Here is a 19,599-nt window from a genome sequence, read left to right as displayed (position 1 = left end):
TAAAAAATGTAGCTAAACATTGTCAGTAGGTGTTTATTAATAATGTCGCTATTATCGCTAAGGTTGACTATGCGGCTAATGGTCAAGGTGGTTCAGGATAGGATTATTGTTTAAGCAGAAATAAATTTTGCTATCTAATATAATAAGTTGCTTAATGGTATCGTATTACTCTATTTTACGAAACTATTGATTATTAAAACTAGCATGATATAGATTTTTTTATTTAAATTTAATTTTGCATGAAAACGAAGTAAATTTATTTTGAGTATCCAAAATAAAAAACCACCTGGCTGGCGGTTTTTTATAATGAATAAAGTTATTTATTCAGCATAACTATCACGCAGACCGACAGTGCGATTAAAAACCAATTTGTCTTCTGTGGCATATTTACTATCTAAACAGAAATAACCCTCACGTTCAAATTGATAGGCTGATTCAGGCTTACTTTCACGTAAGCTAGGTTCAACAAAACCCTGTTTAATCACCAATGATTGCGGATTAATTGTTGCTAAAAAATCATCGGCAGAACCAGGATTCGGTGTATTAAATAAACGATCATAAAGTCGAATTTCAGCCGGTAACGCGAATTTAGCTGACACCCAGTGAATAACGCCTTTAACCTTACGACCATCTTCGGGATTTTTATTTAATGTGGCAGGATCATAACTGCAATAAATAGTGGTAATTTCACCTTTTTCATCTTTTTCCACACGATCCGCTCTAATCACATACGCATTACGTAACCGAACCTCTTTACCAAGTACTAAACGTTTATAATTTTTATTAGCTTCTTCACGAAAATCAGCGCGATCAATAAATAGCTCACGGGTGAATGCAACCTGACGTTGACCTAGCTCTGGACGATTAGGATGATTTGGCATAGTTAGCACTTCATCCAAATTAGCGGAAAAGTTCTCAATAATGACTCTAACTGGATCGATTACGGCCATTGCTCGTGGGGCATTTTGGTTTAGATCTTCTCGGACACAATACTCTAACGTGCTCATTTCTACGGTATTTTCTTGTTTGGTTACGCCAATTCGTTGACAAAAATCACGAATGGCAGCTGGTGTATAACCACGACGACGCATACCGGAAACGGTTGGCATGCGAGGATCATCCCATCCATCGACAATTTTTTCCGTAACCAATAAATTCAGTTTCCGTTTTGAGGTAATGGCATATTCTAAATTCAAACGTGAAAATTCATACTGATGAGGACGGCAAGAAATGGTGATATTATCCAAGACCCAATCGTATAAACGACGATTATCTTGAAACTCTAACGTACATAAAGAGTGAGTAATATTTTCAATTGCATCGGAAATACAATGCGTAAAATCATACATAGGATAGATGCACCATTTATCCCCAGTTTGGTGGTGGCTTGCATATTTGATACGATATAGCACAGGATCTCTCATCACAATAAAAGGTGATGCCATATCGATTTTGGCACGTAAACAAGCTTTGCCTTCTTCAAATTCACCATTTTTCATTTTATTAAATAGTGATAAGTTTTCATCCACACTGCGATCACGATACGGGCTATTTTTACCGGCTTGGGTTAATGTACCGCGATATTCACGGATCTCCTCAACTGATAGTTCATCAACATAAGCTAATCCTTTTTCAATAAGTTCAATTGCATAATGATAAAGTTGATCGAAATAATCAGAAGAATAACGCACATTACCGTCCCAATGGAACCCTAACCATTGAACATCATACTTAATAGATTCCACATATTCGACATCTTCTTTTACAGGATTGGTGTCATCAAAACGTAAGTTACATTTGCCACGATAATCTTGGGCAATGCCAAAATTTAAACAAATTGATTTAGCATGACCAATGTGTAAATAGCCATTTGGTTCAGGTGGAAAACGTGTTTGAATGGTTTTATATTTACCTTCTGCTAAATCACTTTCAATGATTTGGCGAATAAAATTTGTTGGACGAGCTTCAACTTCGCTCATAAAAATCCCCTAATTTAAAATGTATAGTATGAATGAGTTGTAATCAATAATTTAATTATAGTGAATATAGCAAATTTTTTACGCTTCGGGAATGTTATTAAATTCGAATTATCATTTACATAATATCGATAGATGCTTTCGTTACCTCGCTAATGATAACAGATTTCAATATATTAAACTTTATCTTGGCAAAACTTCTAGGAAATAAAAAAATTATCAATACGTTAATGTTTATTTTTAGATAATTTTAAATGCAAAGAAATTTTTTCATAACTGGTTTATAATGGAAAAATTCGATATACATATATTGTTGAGTATTTTTGTGAATAAATATTATATTGTTTCTATAACGTTGATGACGTCATCACTATTTTGTGTTTCTCATTCGGTACAGGCTGATCCATCGTCATTAGGATTAGGTATTAATGTCAGTGATTCTCCGTATAAAGGTTATGGTACAACCTATGATCCTTTACCACATATTGATTATGATAATGGGAACTTTTTTATCGATGATACCAGTTTGGGTGCTTATGTATATAATAGCCATAATCAAGAACTTTCGATTGGATTAAGTTATCTGGCAGATGAGTTTAACCCGAAAGATAGTGATAATAGGCAGCTAAAACAGTTAAATAAACGTCATTCAACATTAGTTGCACAATTGTTATATTCATTGACCACACCAATAGGTGTTTGGTCGGCTAGTCTATCAGGGGATGTTCTAAATGAGAGTAACAGTATACTAGTAGATACCAATTATATGTTTCCAATTTTTTATAACAAATTTACTTTTGTGCAAACTATTGGTATAAATTGGGCTGATGGTAACCATAATAATTACTATTTTGGTGTATCTCATCGTGAATCAGCTCGTTCTGGCCTTCGGTACCATCATGCTAAAAGTTCATTTACACCTTATATTTCTATGACGGCTAGTTATGCTATAACTTCACATGCTAATAGTTTTATAGGATTTCGAATCGATCAACTAACTGGTGATGTGAAAAAGAGTCCCATGGTTGCTAATAGTACGGTTCCTAATGTCTATGCTGGTATTAATTATCAATTTTAAACAGAAATATTATTCCTTATTTACCCAGATATTAATGTATTTTAACGATTAATCTCATTAGTGTGGGGTTTTATTTTAATTGAATTATGAGTTAGGAAAGAGTGATAACTATGCTTTGGTTTAAAAATGCAATTATTTATCAATTAAACAAAGATAATTTATTTGATACACAAGCGATTACAAATGCGGTCAATGCTTGTCCGTTTGTACCATGTGGTAATACTGACAGCATGCGTTCTGGTTGGGTTTCGCCATTTGGTGAAAGTCAGGATAATCCCTTAGTTCTTGATAATAATGGCCAAATGTTATTACGGTTAAAAAAAGAGATAAAAATTTTACCCTCTTCGGTCATTAAACAAGCTTTAGCAGAAAAGGTTACTCAGCAAGAACAATTATTTAATCGTAAATTAAAGAAAGCTGAAAAATTATCGCTAAAAGATGAAGTTTATATTGATTTATTACCTCGTGCTTTTAGTAAATATCAATTTTTTTGGTTATGGATTGATACGGTAAATAAACGGGTGATTGTTGATAGTAGTAGTTTTAAGCAGGCAGAAGATATATTGGCATTACTACGTAAAGAAATGGGAACATTAGCTTTAACGCCCTATACAAGCGATACGCCATTAGAAAAAACTTTAACTAAGTGGGTAAAAGAGTCTTTGAGTTTTCCTCCTATAATATTAGGTGATGAAATTGAATTAAAAGATGCGGTAGAAGATAGTATTGTTGTAAAGTGTAAAAATCAAGAAATTAATAGCCAGGAAATTTTTGTACATATTGATTCAGGTAAACAAATCAGTAAATTGAAGTTACTTGATGAACGCGGAGTGAGTTTCATTTTGAATCGTGATTATACTTTAAAAAGAATTAAATTTGATAACGCGATTTTGGATAAAAATGAAGATTTTTTACCAGAAGAAAGCAATGCTAAATTAGAAGCCGATTTTATGCTCATGATCAGTCAGTTAACTGATACTTTTAAATCTATGCAAAAAATTATAGAAGAAATCATAACTGTTTAAAAATATTAATATTTTTAACTTAAATAAAAGATAAAGCATTTTAATATTAAAATGTTGTGATATAATCTTAATTAGTATTAGCGTATAAATTACAAAAAGAAAGAGGTTAATTAAACTCTCAGTAAATTTATATTAAATACTGGGATATGTTTTCAACAACACTTTAGTTGAGGGATAAAATGAAAAAAACGACTTTAGCACTAGCAGTGGCAATTGCTAGTATGTCATCTGTAGCAAATGCTGCACTACCAGAAGATACATTTTATGTAGGTGGTAAAATAGGTTGGTCTAAATTCTTTGATACTAAATCACAGAAAGTAGAAGATGCGAGAAAAGTAACCAATAACCGTGTTGGTGGTGGTGCTTTTGTTGGCTTTCAAGCTACTCCTTATTTAGCCGCTGAATTGGGATATGATTGGCTTGGTGAGTTAGAATATAAAGGACACCATAGAAGTAAAGCTGGTAAGTTAACTGCACATGGAGTATCTTTAACTGGTAAAGCAAGTTATCCGTTAGGTTTCATCTCTGATGATTTAGATATTTATGCGCGTGCTGGTGCATTTATTCATATCACTAAATGGAAACAACATAATCATAGTAGTGATACAGAAACTGGTGTGTCTCCAGTATTTGCATTAGGTCTTGATTATCGGTTAAATGATGATTTTTCAACTCGTTTAGAGTATCAATGGGTTAACCGAATTAGCAATGATGGTCCAACACGTCCAGACAATGGTATGTTATCATTAGGTGTCACTTATCGTTTAGGTTCTCCTGATGTTCCAAGAGCACCAGTAGAACGTGATGTACGTGAAAATCGCTATGTATTTAATGAAGATGTATTATTTGGCTACAACAAATCTGACATTAAACCAGAGGGGCAAGCTGCATTAAATGAGTTAGTCCGTACATTAGTTAAAATTAATCCTTCTGACAGTGCGATTATCGTTATTGGTCATACTGATCGTATCGGTTCTGCAAGCTATAATCAAAAACTTTCAGAACGTCGTGCTCAAGCAGTTCGCAATTATTTAGTTTCGCAAGGCGTGCCTGCTGGTTTAATCACAGTACGTGGTGAAGGTAAAAATCAGTCAGTAACTGGCAATAAATGTAACGAACTTAAAGGCGCTAAGCTTAAAGATTGTTTAGCACCAGATCGTCGTGTAGAAGTTGAAGTGAAAGCTAAAACTGTTGAAGAATATGTTGTTGAAGAAAGAAAAGACAATATTAAGTAATTCTTCAGGCATCTGTACAAGTAATAAAAAACCCGGATTACCGGGTTTTTTATTGATTATTTAGATACATTGATTAAAATAATAATCTGGATTTGTTTCTCAAATTTATGCAATATTTAAGTATCACCACGATTATTAACGCGTAATGATTTTTTTATTATTGATAATTTTCTCATTCACGACACTTACCTGTGAATAATTAGTACAATCAAACAAATTGGAGTTATTGTGTCTGCGACTGTTTGGCAAGAATGCCTATCTCAACTTCAAGAAGAGTTAACATCTACTGAATTCAATCTGTGGATAAGACCATTACAAGTGGAAATTGATAACGACAACCTTTATCTTTACGCGCCAAATCGTTTTGTATTAGATTGGGTCAAAAACAAATATTTATCGACAATATCGGCACAAATAAGCCAATTAACCAATGGTCAGTCCCCGAAGATATCCATTGAAGTTGGTTCACTTCGTCAATCTAATACCAGTGCCAAAATTATTAATCAAAATATAAAACAAAAACTAGCAGTACCATCAATAAAAACTAGAGAAATTAAAAAAACAGAAGAAGTTATTTATCGTTCTGGAATTAATCCTAAACACACATTTAATAGCTTTGTTGAAGGGAAATCAAATCAATTGGCTAATGCGGCAGCTAAACAAGTCGCTGAGAACCCTGGTAAAGCCTATAATCCATTATTTTTATATGGTTCAACGGGGTTAGGTAAAACGCATCTTTTACATGCTGTTGGGAATCAAATTATTCAAAATAAAGCTAATGCTAAAGTGATTTATATGCATTCTGAACGTTTTGTGCAAGATATGGTTAAGGCTTTACAAAACAATGTCATTGAAGATTTTAAACAATATTATCGTTCAGTTGATGCATTACTAATTGATGATATTCAATTTTTTGCAAATAAAGAGCGTTCACAGGAAGAATTCTTTCATACGTTTAATGCATTATTGGAAGGTAATCAACAAATCATCTTGACCTCTGATCGATATCCGAAAGAGATTGATGGTGTTGAAGATCGCTTAAAATCGCGTTTTGGTTGGGGGCTCACAATTGCCATTGAACCACCTGAATTAGAAACACGCGTTGCGATATTAATGAAAAAAGCTGAAGAGAATCATATTAAATTGCCTGAAGAAGTAGCATTTTTCATTGCAAAACGCTTGCGTTCCAATGTGAGAGAATTAGAAGGGGCATTAAATCGTGTGATTGCTAACGCTAATTTTACTGGTAAAGCAATTAATATCGATTTTGTCAAAGATGCATTAAAAGATTTACTGGCATTGCAAGAAAAATTAGTAACCATTGAAAATATTCAAAAAACTGTCGCTGAATATTATAAAATTAAAGTTTCGGATTTGTTATCAAAACGTCGTTCCCGTTCAGTTGCTAGACCACGACAAGTGGCAATGGCATTAGCAAAAGAATTAACTAATAAAAGTTTACCTGAAATCGGTAATGGTTTTGGTGGGCGGGACCATACCACTGTGTTACACGCTTGTCGAAAAATTGCTGAATTAAAAGAAGAAAGTAATGATATCAAAGAAGATTATTCCAATTTAGTTCGTACACTTTCTACATAACTATTTTTAAGTAAAGAAACCATTATGAAATTCATTATTGATCGTGAAAAACTTATCAAACCATTACAGCTAGTGAGTGCGCCATTAAGTAGTCGGCCAGCTTTACCTATTTTAGGTAATTTGTTATTACAGGTTAGTGAAAATGTATTATCAATGACGGGAACTGATTTAGAAATAGAGATGATTACCCGGATACCATTGATTGAAACAAATGAATCTGGAGCAACTACGGTGCCTGCACGTAAATTTTTAGATATTTGCCGTAGTTTGCCAGCTAGTTCCAAAATTGCAATTAAACTTGAAGATAATCGTTTAACCATTCAATCAGGAAGAAGTAAATTTGCTTTATCAACTTTACCTGCCAGTGATTTCCCCAATTTAGAAAATTGGCAATGTGCAGCAGATTTCTTTGTTCCACAAAAAACATTAAAGCATTTGATCGATTCAGTGCAGTTCTCAATGGCTAGTCAGGATGTTCGTTATTATTTAAATGGTATGTTATTTGAAACCGAAAATAATTTACTTAAGACGGTTGCAACAGATGGGCATCGTTTAGCAGTATGTGCTTTACCAGTTGGGCAAACAATTCCAACTAGCTGTTCTGTTATTATGCCGAGAAAAGGTGTATTAGAGCTGGCTAAATTGGTTAATGATAGTGACGAATTAATCAATATTCAAATTGGCAGTAATAATTTACGGGTAAATTTAGCCGATTTAACTTTTACCTCAAAGTTAATTGATGGCCGTTTTCCTGACTATCGTAAGGTCTTACCTCGTAATCCAGATAAAATTCTGCAAGCACCTTGTGAGGAGCTAAGAAGTGCATTATCCCGTGCCGCAATTTTATCCAATGAGAAATTTCGTGGTATTCGTCTGTATATTCATGATAATCGTATTAAAATCACGGCGAATAATCCTGAACAGGAAGAAGCTGAAGAAATAATTGATGTTCAATATAATGCCGAACCACTAGAAATTGGGTTTAATGTTACTTATCTACTCGATGTACTTAATGCACTGAGATGTGAAACAGCCCAAATGTTATTAACCGATTCAACGTCAAGTGTGCAGATTGAAAATATCAATGATGAATCAGCAACTTATGTTGTAATGCCAATGCGGTTATAAAAGTAGTATCAGCATATTGTTTATTCTAAAAAGCAATATGCTGGTAGTTATCAATGTTCTATTATGACTATTGCTCAAATCCAAATTCACCATTTTCGTAATATTGAAAGTGCTGATATTATGCCTTCTACGGCGTTTAATTTTATTATCGGTAATAATGGTAGTGGTAAGACGAGCTTTCTTGAAGCTATCTATATGCTTGGACATGGGCGAGCTTTTCGCAATCAGTTATCAAGTCGTGTAATTCAGCATCATTACCCTGAACTGGTATTATTTTGTAAATTAATTGGTAATCATGAACAAATCCATACAATGGGATTATCGAAATCACGTCATGGCGAAAATAAAATCCGTATCGATAGTAACGATGGTTATAAACTAACCGATTTAGCTAAATTATTACCATTACAATTAATTACACCTGAAGGATTCGAACTATTAATAGGTGGACCTAAATATCGCCGAGCATTTGTTGATTGGGGATGTTTTCATCATTATCCGGAATTTATAGGTTTATGGAATAATTTGCGACGGTTACTTAAACAACGCAATGCTTTATTGAAAAATGCCAATTCTTATCAACAATTATTACCATGGGATAAAGAGTTGGTACCGATTGCTAATAAAGTCAGTGAAATTCGTGCTGATTATATCGGGCAAATTCGTGATGATATCCTTAATACAACGGCGGATTTTTTACCAGAATATCAATTAGATTGTCAGTTCTATCAGGGTTGGGAGCATTCTAATGATTATGCAAATTTATTATCTGAACATTTTGATCGCGATAAAGCTGTAAGTTATACAACAATAGGCCCTCATAAAGCTGAATTGAGACTAAAAGTTAATAATATTCCTGTTGAAGCGTTATTTTCTCGTGGCCAGCTGAAATTACTACTTTGTGCGTTACGTCTTGCTCAAGGTGAATTTTATGCAAAACATAATCAGCAATCATGTTTATATCTCATTGATGATTTTGCTTCAGAGTTAGATGCGACAAAACGAGAACTGTTTGCCAAACGCCTAAAATCAATGCATTCACAAGTTTTTATAACGGCAGTTGATCAATCGCAAATCCAAACGATGATCAGTGAAAATGACAAGATTTTTCACATAAATTCTGGTATAATTAGCCGATAATTTCGTCTTTTCTATAAAATAAAATTTTCTAGCGAGAAATACATGTCTAATTCTTATGATTCCTCAAGTATAAAAGTACTTAAAGGTCTCGATGCTGTTCGTAAACGCCCTGGTATGTATATTGGCGATACCGATGATGGCACAGGTCTACATCACATGGTTTTTGAAGTTGTGGATAACGCAATTGATGAAGCACTTGCAGGTTATTGTAATCATATTGAAGTGATTATTCATACCGATAATTCGGTTTCGGTACGTGATGATGGGCGCGGTATCCCAACAGGTATTCATGAAGAAGAAGGTGTATCGGCTGCAGAAGTCATCATGACCGTTTTACATGCCGGTGGTAAATTCGATGATAACTCATATAAAGTGTCCGGTGGTTTACATGGTGTGGGTGTTTCAGTGGTTAATGCCCTATCTGATAAATTAGAGTTAATTATTTACCGTGAAGGTAAAAAACATCACCAACTTTATAACTTAGGAGTACCGCAAGCACCGTTAAAAGTCGTTGCTGATACGACTGAAAGTGGTACTTATGTGCGTTTTTGGCCAAGTCCTGAGACTTTTACTAACATTGAATTTGAATACGAAATTCTTGCCAAACGGTTAAGAGAGTTATCATTCCTAAATTCCGGCGTTTCAATCAAACTACTTGATGAACGTACTGGAAAAAGTGAACATTATCATTACGAAGGTGGGATTCGTGCTTTCGTTGAATATTTGAATAAAAATAAAAATCCAATTCATCCAAAAGTTTTCTATTTCAGTGCTGAAAAAGATGGAATTGGTGTTGAAGTCGCTCTTCAGTGGAATGATGGTTATCAGGAAAATATTTACTGTTTCACTAACAATATTCCACAACGCGATGGCGGAACGCATTTAGCGGGTTTTCGCGGTGCGATGACGCGTACCCTTAATACCTATATGGAAAATGAAGGGTATAGTAAAAAAGCCAAAGTCAGTGCAACCGGCGATGATGCAAGAGAAGGGTTGATCGCTGTAGTTTCAGTAAAAGTACCTGATCCGAAATTCTCATCGCAAACTAAAGATAAATTAGTTTCGTCAGAAGTTAAATCTGTTGTTGAATCGATTATGGCTGAAAAGTTGTCTGAATATTTATTGGAAAACCCAACTGATGCTAAAATCGTGGTAGGAAAAATCATTGATGCAGCCAGAGCACGTGAGGCGGCGCGTAAAGCCCGTGAAATGACCCGTCGTAAAGGCGCATTAGATCTTGGTGGTTTACCGGGTAAACTGGCCGATTGTCAGGAGAAAGATCCTGCATTGTCGGAACTTTATCTGGTGGAAGGGGACTCGGCTGGCGGATCAGCCAAACAAGGTCGAAACCGTAAAAATCAAGCTATTTTACCCCTTAAAGGTAAAATTCTTAATGTTGAAAAAGCTCGGTTTGATAAAATGCTCTCTTCACAAGAAGTTGCTACGCTGATTACTGCATTAGGTTGTGGTATTGGTCGCGATGAATATAATCCAGATAAAATGCGCTATCACAGCATAATTATCATGACTGATGCTGATGTCGATGGTTCACATATTCGGACGTTATTATTAACATTCTTTTATCGACAAATGCCAGAAATTATCGAACGCGGTTATGTCTATATTGCACAACCTCCGTTATATAAAGTGAAAAAAGGTAAACAGGAACAGTATATTAAAGATGATGATGCTATGACGGAATTCCAAATTACGTTAGCATTAGAAGGGGCTTCATTACACGTTAATCCTCACGCGCCAGCCCTTGCCGGTGAACCATTGGAGAGACTGATTGCTGAATATCAGAAAATTGAAAAACTAATTGAAAAAATGGAACGCCGTTATCCAAAAGCGATGATGGCTGAATTAGTTTATCACGACGTATTGACGGAAACGATTTTACACAATCAGCAACTGGCTCAGCAATGGGCACAGACATTAGTTGATACTTTACAGGCAAAAGAACAACATGGTAATCTTTATCACTTTGAAATCAACTATAACGAAGAAAAACAGTTATATATACCAGTCGTGAAGATTAGAACGCATGGTGTTGACAATCAATATCCGCTTGATTTAGCGTTTGCTCATAGTAATGAATATCGCAATATCTGCCATTTGGGTGCGCAGCTTAGAGGATTAATTGAAGAAGGTGCTTTCATTAAACGCGGTGAACGTGTTGAACCTGTTAGTAAATTTGAAGATGCGGTTGAATGGTTAGTTAAAGAATCCCGCCGTGGTTTAACAATCCAACGTTATAAAGGATTGGGTGAAATGAATCCAGAACAGCTTTGGGAAACTACCATGGATCCAACCAGTCGACGGATGTTACAAGTTTCGATTAAAGATGCAATTGCCGCCGATCAACTTTTCACTACCTTAATGGGTGATGAAGTAGAGCCAAGACGTGCCTTTATTGAGGAGAATGCTTTAAAAGCAGCTAATTTGGATTTCTAATCTGTAAAAATTAGTTATCAATGATAATCAAAACTCCCACAATGGGAGTTTGATTGGGTTTATTTCATTCCATATTCAACGATTGTTTTTTTCAGCCAATTAATATGATTAATGGCATTCATACCGATTCCTCGGGTAAAACTTTTTACTGGATTATAACCAGTAAAAATATCCTGAATACCTTTCATTGCTGCCATCATAATCAAAGTATCTTTATGACGTTTCAATTGATATTGGCGATAGAATTTGACTAGTCCAATATCATGCTGAGCAACATAAAGATGATTTATGGTATCTGTTAATTGCTGTGCATCTTGAAAACCTAAATTTGCACCTTGACCAGCTAAAGGATGGATGGTATGTGCTGCATCACCAATCAATATTAATCGTGGTTTTACGGTATCCATACAGTAACGGGCGATAAGTGGAAAGGTATAACGATCGCTAATTATTTTGCATTGTCCAACGTAACGAGCAGTAATTTGACTTAATTGTTGACCAAATGCAGCGGGTGCCATCGTGTTAAGTACATTGACATTATGCTGATGGGTTGACCAAACTAAACAACTCTCATGTGATTTCCATAATGGTAGAAAAGCTACAATACCCTCAGGATAGAAGATCTGTTTAGCACATGCTTGGTGAGCTAATTCAGTCTGTACTGTTGCAATAATTGCATGATGTCGATAAGGTTGTTTTAACATTTTGATTTGCTGATGTTGGCGTATAAATGAATTTGCACCATCAGCAGCAATAATTAATTTTGCTGCAATTTTTTCATTATTAGCTAATTTGATAAAAGCACGGTCGGAACTAAACGTTAGATCTGTCACTTGATGATAAAAAAAAACGACATTTTTTTGTTCAATAAGCTTTTGATATAAGGTATTTTGAATTAGTTGATTTTCAATAATATAGCCTAGTTTTGTGTAAGCATAGGCTGAACAATTTTCCACTAATTTCGCAAAACCTGATACTTCTTGTACTTCAATTTGATCAAAGGGTTGTACTCTACCACTGTGGAGCAATTTATCCCAAATGCCAATTTGTTGAAAATATTGTTGGCTAGCATGATTGATGGCAGAGGCTCTGATCTCAACTCGTTCTTTATCTAAGTGGTGATATAATTGTTGATTATCCGTTATAACAGCGATTTTCATTCCTTGGCGATATAAAGCACTAGCAGTCGCTAAGCCAACCATACCACTGCCAACAATAGCAACGTCGAAATCAATCACGCTAACCTCGTCTTATTTATAGTTCGTAGAGTGAATAATAACATAATTTATCGCCATTCATTAGCCACTGACGGCATCATCTTTATATTTATCGTAACGATAATACCGCTACAAAGACAACCATCGAAAAAGGTTCGATCGCTTTAATTGCTAACTAAATTGCAAAATATAATCATTTACTATTTTCATAAAAAAATGATTTTTTTAATATTTACATAATATTCATATAGTTATAAATAAAAAATTAATTTATAATGATGTTCCTAACATTTTGTACCAAGAATAGAATAGGAAATAAAAATGAGAACGAATAAAAGTGTGCAAAATTTCAAGCATCGACTTGCCGAGATAATGCAAAATAATTCAATTGCTAGTTTTGCTAAAAAATGCGATATGTCTGAAACCGTGATACGTGATTATTTATCAGGTAAAACTTACCCTTCTTTAAATCGTTTAGCCATTATAGCTGAAAAATGTGATGTAACGTATACATGGTTGGCGACGGGATATAATCCTCAAGATATAGATTTACTTGAAGATAGCCAGAATTATAATGATCCGATTTATCGGATTCCGGTTTATAGTAAACAATGTCCAACACCTGAAGAAGCAAGTACACAAAAATATGTTAGAGGGACACCGCCAGTAATGAATTATCCTGTATTAGCCGGTTGGTTAGGTTACCGAGGATTAAATGCAGAAAAATTAATTATTTATTGGGCTAAAGGTAATATGATGGCACCTGATATCAAGAATAATAATGGGCTAATCATAGATACAACAGCAAAAGATATTGTAGATGGTAATATTTATCTAATTGAATATTTAGATATCACTATGGTCAGACGTATTCAGATAACACTCGAAGGCTGGGTTTTATTAGCAAATAATCCTCAATGTGAAGCAATTGTGGTTCATCGTCACGATTTTAATTCCTATCATATTGTTGGTAATGTTGTTCAAATTATTAAAGATCTTTATTAAAATTTTCCATAAAGCAGTTGATTTATCTTCAATTAGTAGCCCATTTTTAACTGGGCTACATTTTTTAAACTCTCTTCTATGCGAATTATATCTTGAATGTACTATTGATTGCTTAACAAGCAATGATTAGACTAAGATGAAAAATTGATAATCATTGTTTGAATTATCTACATTATCATTATAAGAGACGTTACGGTGAAATTAAATCAATTACGTTATATTATTGAAGTTGCTCGTTGTTGTTCAATTAATGAAGCAGCTAAAAAACTGTTTATTACTCAACCCAGTTTATCAACCGCGATCAAAGAGTTAGAAGATGAATTTAATATAAAAATTTTTTTACGTACAGCCAAAGGGGTTTCTTTAACTACGGAGGGGATTGAATTTTTAGGTTACGCGAAACAAATTCTCGATCAAACTGAATTATTAGAACAACATTATAATAGTAAAATCCCATCTAAACAACTTTGCAGTATTTCAACGCAACACTATGCCTTTGCGGTGAATGCTTTTGTTAATTTAATAAAAAAAAATCATACTGATGAATATGAATTTACTTTAAGAGAAACTCGGACTCACGATATTATTACGGATGTGGCAACCTTACGTAGTGAAGTTGGTATTTTATATTTGAATGATTTTAATCGTAAAGTCATAAAGCGCTTATTAAAAGAACATCAACTCACTTTTTTCCCATTGTTTGAAGCGAGTCCACACGTTTTTATCAGTACACAACATCCATTATCACAGCAAAAAATGATCATGCTGGAAGAACTTGATAACTTTCCTTACCTTTCATTCGAACAAGGTGAATATAATTCATTTTACTTTGCTGAAGAAATCCTTAGTACGGTTTATCACAAAAAAAGTATCCATGTTAGCGATCGCGCAACCCTATTCAATTTACTGCATGGCTTAAATGGTTACACTATCAGTACCGGTGTACTGAGTACTGATCTCAATGGTTCTGATATTGCTTCTATTCCTTTAGTTACCGATGAACGAATATTGGTGGGGTGGATCACTTCACAAAAAGTACAATTAAGCCAATCAGCACAGCGTTATATTGAAGAATTAAAAATACTGATTCAAGAGTATGGATTTAAATTGAAATAAATTAATCATATTTAAATGTTTATATTAAAAATTTAACATTACTATTGCTTAATAATAGATAAATACATCGATGAAAATTATTATGGTTATAAAAGTATCAATGGCTAACTCGAAGCGCTTAAACAATATTGGTTATGGCTAACCTTGTTTAATGGGATTAGGACATTAACTGTTTCATAAATAGAGTGACTAGCATTTAATGCGCGATTTTTATCTTTCAATAGATTATTGTAGGTTTGCCGGAAGTAGAGCATTATGGCAGGTTTGATGATAAATATTATAGAGAATTTATTCTGCAATGTATTGTACCTTTCATATTTGCTATCAACCAATTATTTATTTAGGTATAAAAAGAAATTCATTAGAAGAGGTTGATTAATGAAAGAGGTTATTTTTTCATGAATGTTTAAGCACAAAGTTCCATTGAAGCAATAAGATTAATAAGAAAAACGTAATTCCAGGTATCTCTATTCAATAGATTGGAAAGTATTCAAGATATTGATTAATGTTAACTATTTTTATTTATGGTTATTGTATCACCGAATCTTAGACAAAAATTAACATAAAATTTTTAAAAGAAAATAAAGGATTTAAATATAGCGCCGTCATTAACTTAAATTATTTCGCCGTAATAGTATTCTGTTATGTTGTGTTTCATAGGTATTTAAAATAATCGGCTATTTATCAATTATTACGGTTAAAATGATATTGAATATTGGTAAACAGGCTTATTATTTTTTCTCCCTAATAAAGCCCAACAAAGTTAATGTCTATTTGGCCAAATTAGAAATATTGAAATTATAAATAATATAAATGTTTAGTCATTAAAATTAAAAAGCTTATAATTCAGTTTTATTTTCTTTAAATTTTAGGTTACAATCCAATTCCTTTTTAAATAAATTAACAAAGTTATTATGAAAAATTATAATGTATACAAACATGCGGATGGAAAAGTTGAAGCAGTAAAACAAGGTTGGTCTTGGCCTGGATTCCTATTCGGCGCAATTTGGGCGCTAGTTAAGAAATTGTGGTCGGTTGCGGCTATTTTAATTGGTATAGCGGTACTGATAAATATTATTTCTGTCATGATGATGCCAAGCTCTTACGACTATTATGAGCAATCTACATCTGCAGCCGCTTTCGGTTTATTCGGTAATTTGTTACAATTGGGCATCGCGATATTTCTTGGTGTAAAAGGAAATAGTTTAAGAGAAGCCAATTTAACTAAAAGGGGCTATGCATTTGTCGCAAATATAAATGCAAATAATCCTGATGAAGCTATTTCGATAGCGTTAAAACAATAATTATTTATGTTAAATATTTTATTGATTTAAATCATCGCTAAAAGAAATTTTATTTGGAATTTCTCTTTTATTAAATAACATAGCGTCATTTAGATTTTTATCTAATGTAGTAGTGAAAAGACTGCAAAATATGGTCGAATTAAACTTATTTAAGGTGCCATATTTTGTATCTTATCAGTTTTTATCCTATCATCGTTTTCTAAATTATTTTGTTTACATTGCAACTGTAGTAAAACTGGACATTTTAAATGTAGCAAATAACTTATCTCAAGTTATGTTTAAAAAAATTTACAACTTCACTTAGTTATCATCTAATCATAGCAATTTGAAAAATTTTAAATAAAGGGTATAAGGTATTATGCTCATGAATATTTTCAAAATGATTAATGCATTTTACAATGTGAACGTTCATATTATCACCGCTATCTTTTATTATTGATTAAATAATAATTCGTAGTTAATGATATCATTAATTTTATGGTCATATTATTACGAGATCATAACAGCGTTTTTATTTGGCTAAGCTGACAGTCATCGTTTGTTATGATGGTAATTTGAATAAATTATATTTAAGGAATAAAAATGAAACAAATTGGAATTATTGGCGTGGGTCATTTAGGCTCAGCCATATTACAAGGCCTAATATTCAGTCAATATGTTACGCCACAAGATGTGTTTATAAGTGGTGGAACAAGTGGTAAAACGCAACAGATAGCTAAAGAATTAGATTGTCAATTTTGCTTGACGAATCGAGCTGTCGTAGAGCAAACTGATATCATTATTTTGGCAGTGATTCCTCGAATATTACCGAGTGTTCTTGAAGAAATAAAACCTTATCTTAGTGGGAATCAAATGATTATTTCTACCGCTGCATCTTTTACTATGGCACAAATTCAAGAAATTCTCACCTCACATCAGGCTATTATTCGCGCAATTCCGAATATTCCAAGTAGAGTTTGCCAAGGCATGACCGCTATAAGCCCTGCCAAACAGGTTACCAATAAACAGTTAGAAATAGTTAAGCAATTATTTATGGCGATCGGTAAAATTGCTATTGTTGATGAAAGTAAATTAGATATCAGTAGTACCATAGCCGGCTGTTCACCAGCATATGTGGCATTATTTATTGAGGCATTGGCTGATGCGGGAGTATTGGCTGGATTAACTCGCGAAGAAGCCTATTTGATGAGCAAGCAAGCGGTACTTGGTTCTGCAAGTGTATTGCTGGCGCAATCAATGTTACCTGCTGAACTAAAAGATGGTGTATGTTCACCAGGTGGAACGACGATTCGAGGAATAGCTCAGTTAGAAAAATACGGTTTGCGTAATGCTGTCATTGAAGCGGTAAAAGCTTCAGCAAAAATTAAAGCGTAATTATTAGCCATATGATAACCTGCCCGATATTTTATCCGGATCGGACAGGTTTTAGTATCAAGTTTTATTTTGCACAAAATCTTGATCATTAATAACTCGTAAAACTTCCATATCGCTTTCTCCTTTAATGACTAACGAAGAATCAGAACGTAAGCATGCACCACCATAATGTCCGCCCACTGTGAATGTACAGATCTGTAAATATTTGTTGGCTACTTTAGGTAAGCACCAAAGTTGTTGATAAATATTTTCTTGGCGAGCAAAACGTCCGAGCGTTTTATCTAATACTTGTTCTTTACTATTGACCAATTCTATATTACTACCGCAGCGTCCAGCAATGGGTTTTACGGCATAACCTTTTTTGATTAATTGGTCGTTTAGTTCAAATTCTGATTCTAATAAATAACGATGATCAGGGAATAATGCCCATAGTACCGGTGATATTGCTTTATTACTTGGAATGATGGTCCAGAGTGGTTCAAATACTAAAATTTCAGGTCGCAATAGTACATCAATTAAGCGCACTTTATCGTCTGCTTGACCTGTGCGTATCGGCGGAGCTGCTACTTGTGATTCACTTTCTTGTCGTAATTGTTCCAGAACGGTTTCCCACGCCCAAGTTTTCCAAACACATTTTACTTTGCGATTTTCATTATCAACCACTCTGCCACGACTATCCCAATGTAAATCATCTAATCCATGTAGAATTTTGCTTTCAAAACCAGCTTGAGTTAATGCTTTTTGCATAAATAGGGCATGATAATTTTCCTCACTATCATTGTCTTGCATGATATGAACAAACTGTTTAGCATCACTATGTTTCCAACAATCAGCTAAGCTATCTAATAAGGCAGATCCAGGATTAGAACCAATGGATAAACCACTTTGCTCGACCCATTTTTGGGTTATTAATCCACATTCTGTATGGCAAGAGGCTGAATCAGCATTATATTCATAACTTTTTAAGCCACGTTCATCCATACAAAAATCAATACGCCCACTAATCATTTGATAACGCCGTTTTTGCCATGATAATCGTAAGCGGGGCCATAAAATTTCAGGAATATCGAAATTTTTTAACAAATTATCATCTTTTAATACCTTATCGGTCGCATGTAGATACATTAAATGTAATTCATTGGTTGCACGAATCAACTCCTGTTCGGCACAGGCAGACATTGTAAAATATTGGTAAGGATCATCATGGTTAATTTTGTGACCATTGGCTAAAACATAAGCTTGCTCAATAGCATCATTTTCATTTAACCATTTGCCATTAAACTGACCATGGTTGTCTAAATGTTCGCAATGAATTGAACGATAGGGGAGAGGAGTGCTCGGCTGGGGCAAACTATATGTGGTATCATCGGTTTGAATCATCCAACCAAGAATAATAGTGTCTTGAAAATCATCATGTAAAACATAATGCCCGTCATTTATATGTAGACGGAGTTCTCTTGTCCATTGTTGACCGACTGGTAATCGATGATGAATAACATTTTGTTCGACAATTCGTATTTTATCTGCAAAAACTTCAGTAATAATGGCTACATGACCTGTGTGTTTAAAAATTCCACTTTCTTGCCAAATGAGTAATGCTCCTGCAACAGGGGCTTTTTGACTACCATTGGCAAATGCTTGTAATGGCAGTAATGCTTCATCAACAACTCGACGTAAAATTCTTAATGAAAATATCTCATAGGCCATACCAACATCAGTAAATACCATGCCGTAATTGATATATAAAAAACGGCGAGCAAACTCGACACATTGCCACTTATATCCCATATATTCATGACCAATGTAACTACGATAGGAAATATCATCAGGATAGTCATTTTTATTAATCGTCGTATAATCAGAAGAATAAATTGCTACTCCACCAGGAGCAAAGCCAAGTAAAGTGCCAAAGGGTTCGGTTTCATTGACAAAACTGACAGACATGGTT

At 34.0% G+C, this 19,599-nt stretch carries 14 protein-coding genes; 11 read left to right on the top strand and 3 right to left on the bottom strand.

Translation table 11 applies throughout. The annotated features are described in order from the left end of the window. Window positions 1-320: 320 nt before the first annotated feature. Window positions 321-1,979: a glutamine--tRNA ligase gene (glnS, locus tag JMI89_RS10735; RefSeq protein WP_220680057.1), complete on the bottom strand. Its 1,659-nt coding sequence runs from the start codon at window positions 1,977-1,979 to the stop codon at window positions 321-323. A 322-nt stretch (window positions 1,980-2,301) separates the two neighbouring features. Here glnS and JMI89_RS10730 point away from each other — a divergent pair, with 322 nt between their 5' ends. The 7 genes from JMI89_RS10730 to gyrB all read left to right on the top strand — a co-directional run bounded on the left by JMI89_RS10730 (window position 2,302) and on the right by gyrB (window position 11,635). After that, window positions 2,302-3,054, top strand: coding sequence for a MipA/OmpV family protein (locus tag JMI89_RS10730; protein WP_187756093.1), 753 nt, complete (start codon window positions 2,302-2,304; stop codon window positions 3,052-3,054). A 110-nt stretch (window positions 3,055-3,164) separates the two neighbouring features. Beyond that, window positions 3,165-4,079: a recombination-associated protein RdgC gene (locus JMI89_RS10725; protein ID WP_220680056.1), complete on the top strand. Its 915-nt coding sequence runs from the start codon at window positions 3,165-3,167 to the stop codon at window positions 4,077-4,079. A 179-nt stretch (window positions 4,080-4,258) separates the two neighbouring features. Beyond that, the gene (ompA, locus tag JMI89_RS10720) at window positions 4,259-5,314 is read left to right on the top strand and encodes a porin OmpA (RefSeq protein WP_187756091.1); all 1,056 of its coding nucleotides are present in this window, start codon (window positions 4,259-4,261) and stop codon (window positions 5,312-5,314) included. 228 nt (window positions 5,315-5,542) lie between these two features. Continuing rightward, on the top strand, window positions 5,543-6,913 hold the full coding sequence (gene dnaA / locus JMI89_RS10715) for a chromosomal replication initiator protein DnaA (protein ID WP_187756090.1): 1,371 nt from the start codon (window positions 5,543-5,545) through the stop codon (window positions 6,911-6,913). Between the two features lie 24 nt (window positions 6,914-6,937). Further along, on the top strand, window positions 6,938-8,041 hold the full coding sequence (gene dnaN, locus JMI89_RS10710) for a DNA polymerase III subunit beta (protein WP_187756089.1): 1,104 nt from the start codon (window positions 6,938-6,940) through the stop codon (window positions 8,039-8,041). Window positions 8,042-8,104: 63 nt separating this feature from the next. Further along, window positions 8,105-9,181 carry a DNA replication/repair protein RecF gene (gene recF, locus JMI89_RS10705; protein ID WP_187756088.1) on the top strand — a complete coding sequence of 359 codons (1,077 nt, stop codon included), beginning with the start codon at window positions 8,105-8,107 and terminating at the stop codon, window positions 9,179-9,181. A gap of 42 nt (window positions 9,182-9,223) precedes the next feature. Beyond that, window positions 9,224-11,635 carry a DNA topoisomerase (ATP-hydrolyzing) subunit B gene (gyrB, locus tag JMI89_RS10700; protein WP_187756087.1) on the top strand — a complete coding sequence of 804 codons (2,412 nt, stop codon included), beginning with the start codon at window positions 9,224-9,226 and terminating at the stop codon, window positions 11,633-11,635. A 59-nt stretch (window positions 11,636-11,694) separates the two neighbouring features. Here the strand turns inward: gyrB and JMI89_RS10695 are convergent, their stop codons facing one another. Then, window positions 11,695-12,873: an FAD-dependent monooxygenase gene (locus tag JMI89_RS10695; RefSeq protein ID WP_187756086.1), complete on the bottom strand. Its 1,179-nt coding sequence runs from the start codon at window positions 12,871-12,873 to the stop codon at window positions 11,695-11,697. A 300-nt stretch (window positions 12,874-13,173) separates the two neighbouring features. Between JMI89_RS10695 and JMI89_RS10690 the strand changes: the two genes are divergently transcribed. The 4 genes from JMI89_RS10690 to proC all read left to right on the top strand — a co-directional run bounded on the left by JMI89_RS10690 (window position 13,174) and on the right by proC (window position 17,651). Continuing rightward, complete coding sequence (locus JMI89_RS10690) at window positions 13,174-13,857, top strand: XRE family transcriptional regulator (protein WP_220680055.1); 684 nt, start codon at window positions 13,174-13,176, stop codon at window positions 13,855-13,857. A gap of 195 nt (window positions 13,858-14,052) precedes the next feature. Further along, window positions 14,053-14,973 carry a LysR family transcriptional regulator gene (locus JMI89_RS10685; protein ID WP_220680054.1) on the top strand — a complete coding sequence of 307 codons (921 nt, stop codon included), beginning with the start codon at window positions 14,053-14,055 and terminating at the stop codon, window positions 14,971-14,973. Window positions 14,974-15,887: 914 nt separating this feature from the next. Continuing rightward, a complete protein-coding gene (locus tag JMI89_RS10680; protein WP_187756083.1) occupies window positions 15,888-16,277 on the top strand; it encodes a DUF2628 domain-containing protein in 390 nt (129 codons plus the stop codon). Between the two features lie 582 nt (window positions 16,278-16,859). Then, window positions 16,860-17,651 carry a pyrroline-5-carboxylate reductase gene (proC, locus tag JMI89_RS10675; protein ID WP_220680053.1) on the top strand — a complete coding sequence of 264 codons (792 nt, stop codon included), beginning with the start codon at window positions 16,860-16,862 and terminating at the stop codon, window positions 17,649-17,651. A gap of 57 nt (window positions 17,652-17,708) precedes the next feature. Here proC and gss read toward each other — a convergent pair whose 3' ends face one another. Further along, window positions 17,709-19,595, bottom strand: a complete 1,887-nt coding sequence (gss, locus tag JMI89_RS10670; protein ID WP_187756081.1) for a bifunctional glutathionylspermidine amidase/synthase — start codon at window positions 19,593-19,595, stop codon at window positions 17,709-17,711. Window positions 19,596-19,599 lie beyond the last annotated feature (4 nt).

It is taken from the genome of Frischella sp. Ac48, assembly GCF_019641635.1.
In the GTDB taxonomy this organism is placed as follows: Bacteria; Pseudomonadota; Gammaproteobacteria; order Enterobacterales; family Orbaceae; genus Frischella; species Frischella japonica.
This window is presented reverse-complemented; position numbering and strand designations above follow the sequence as displayed.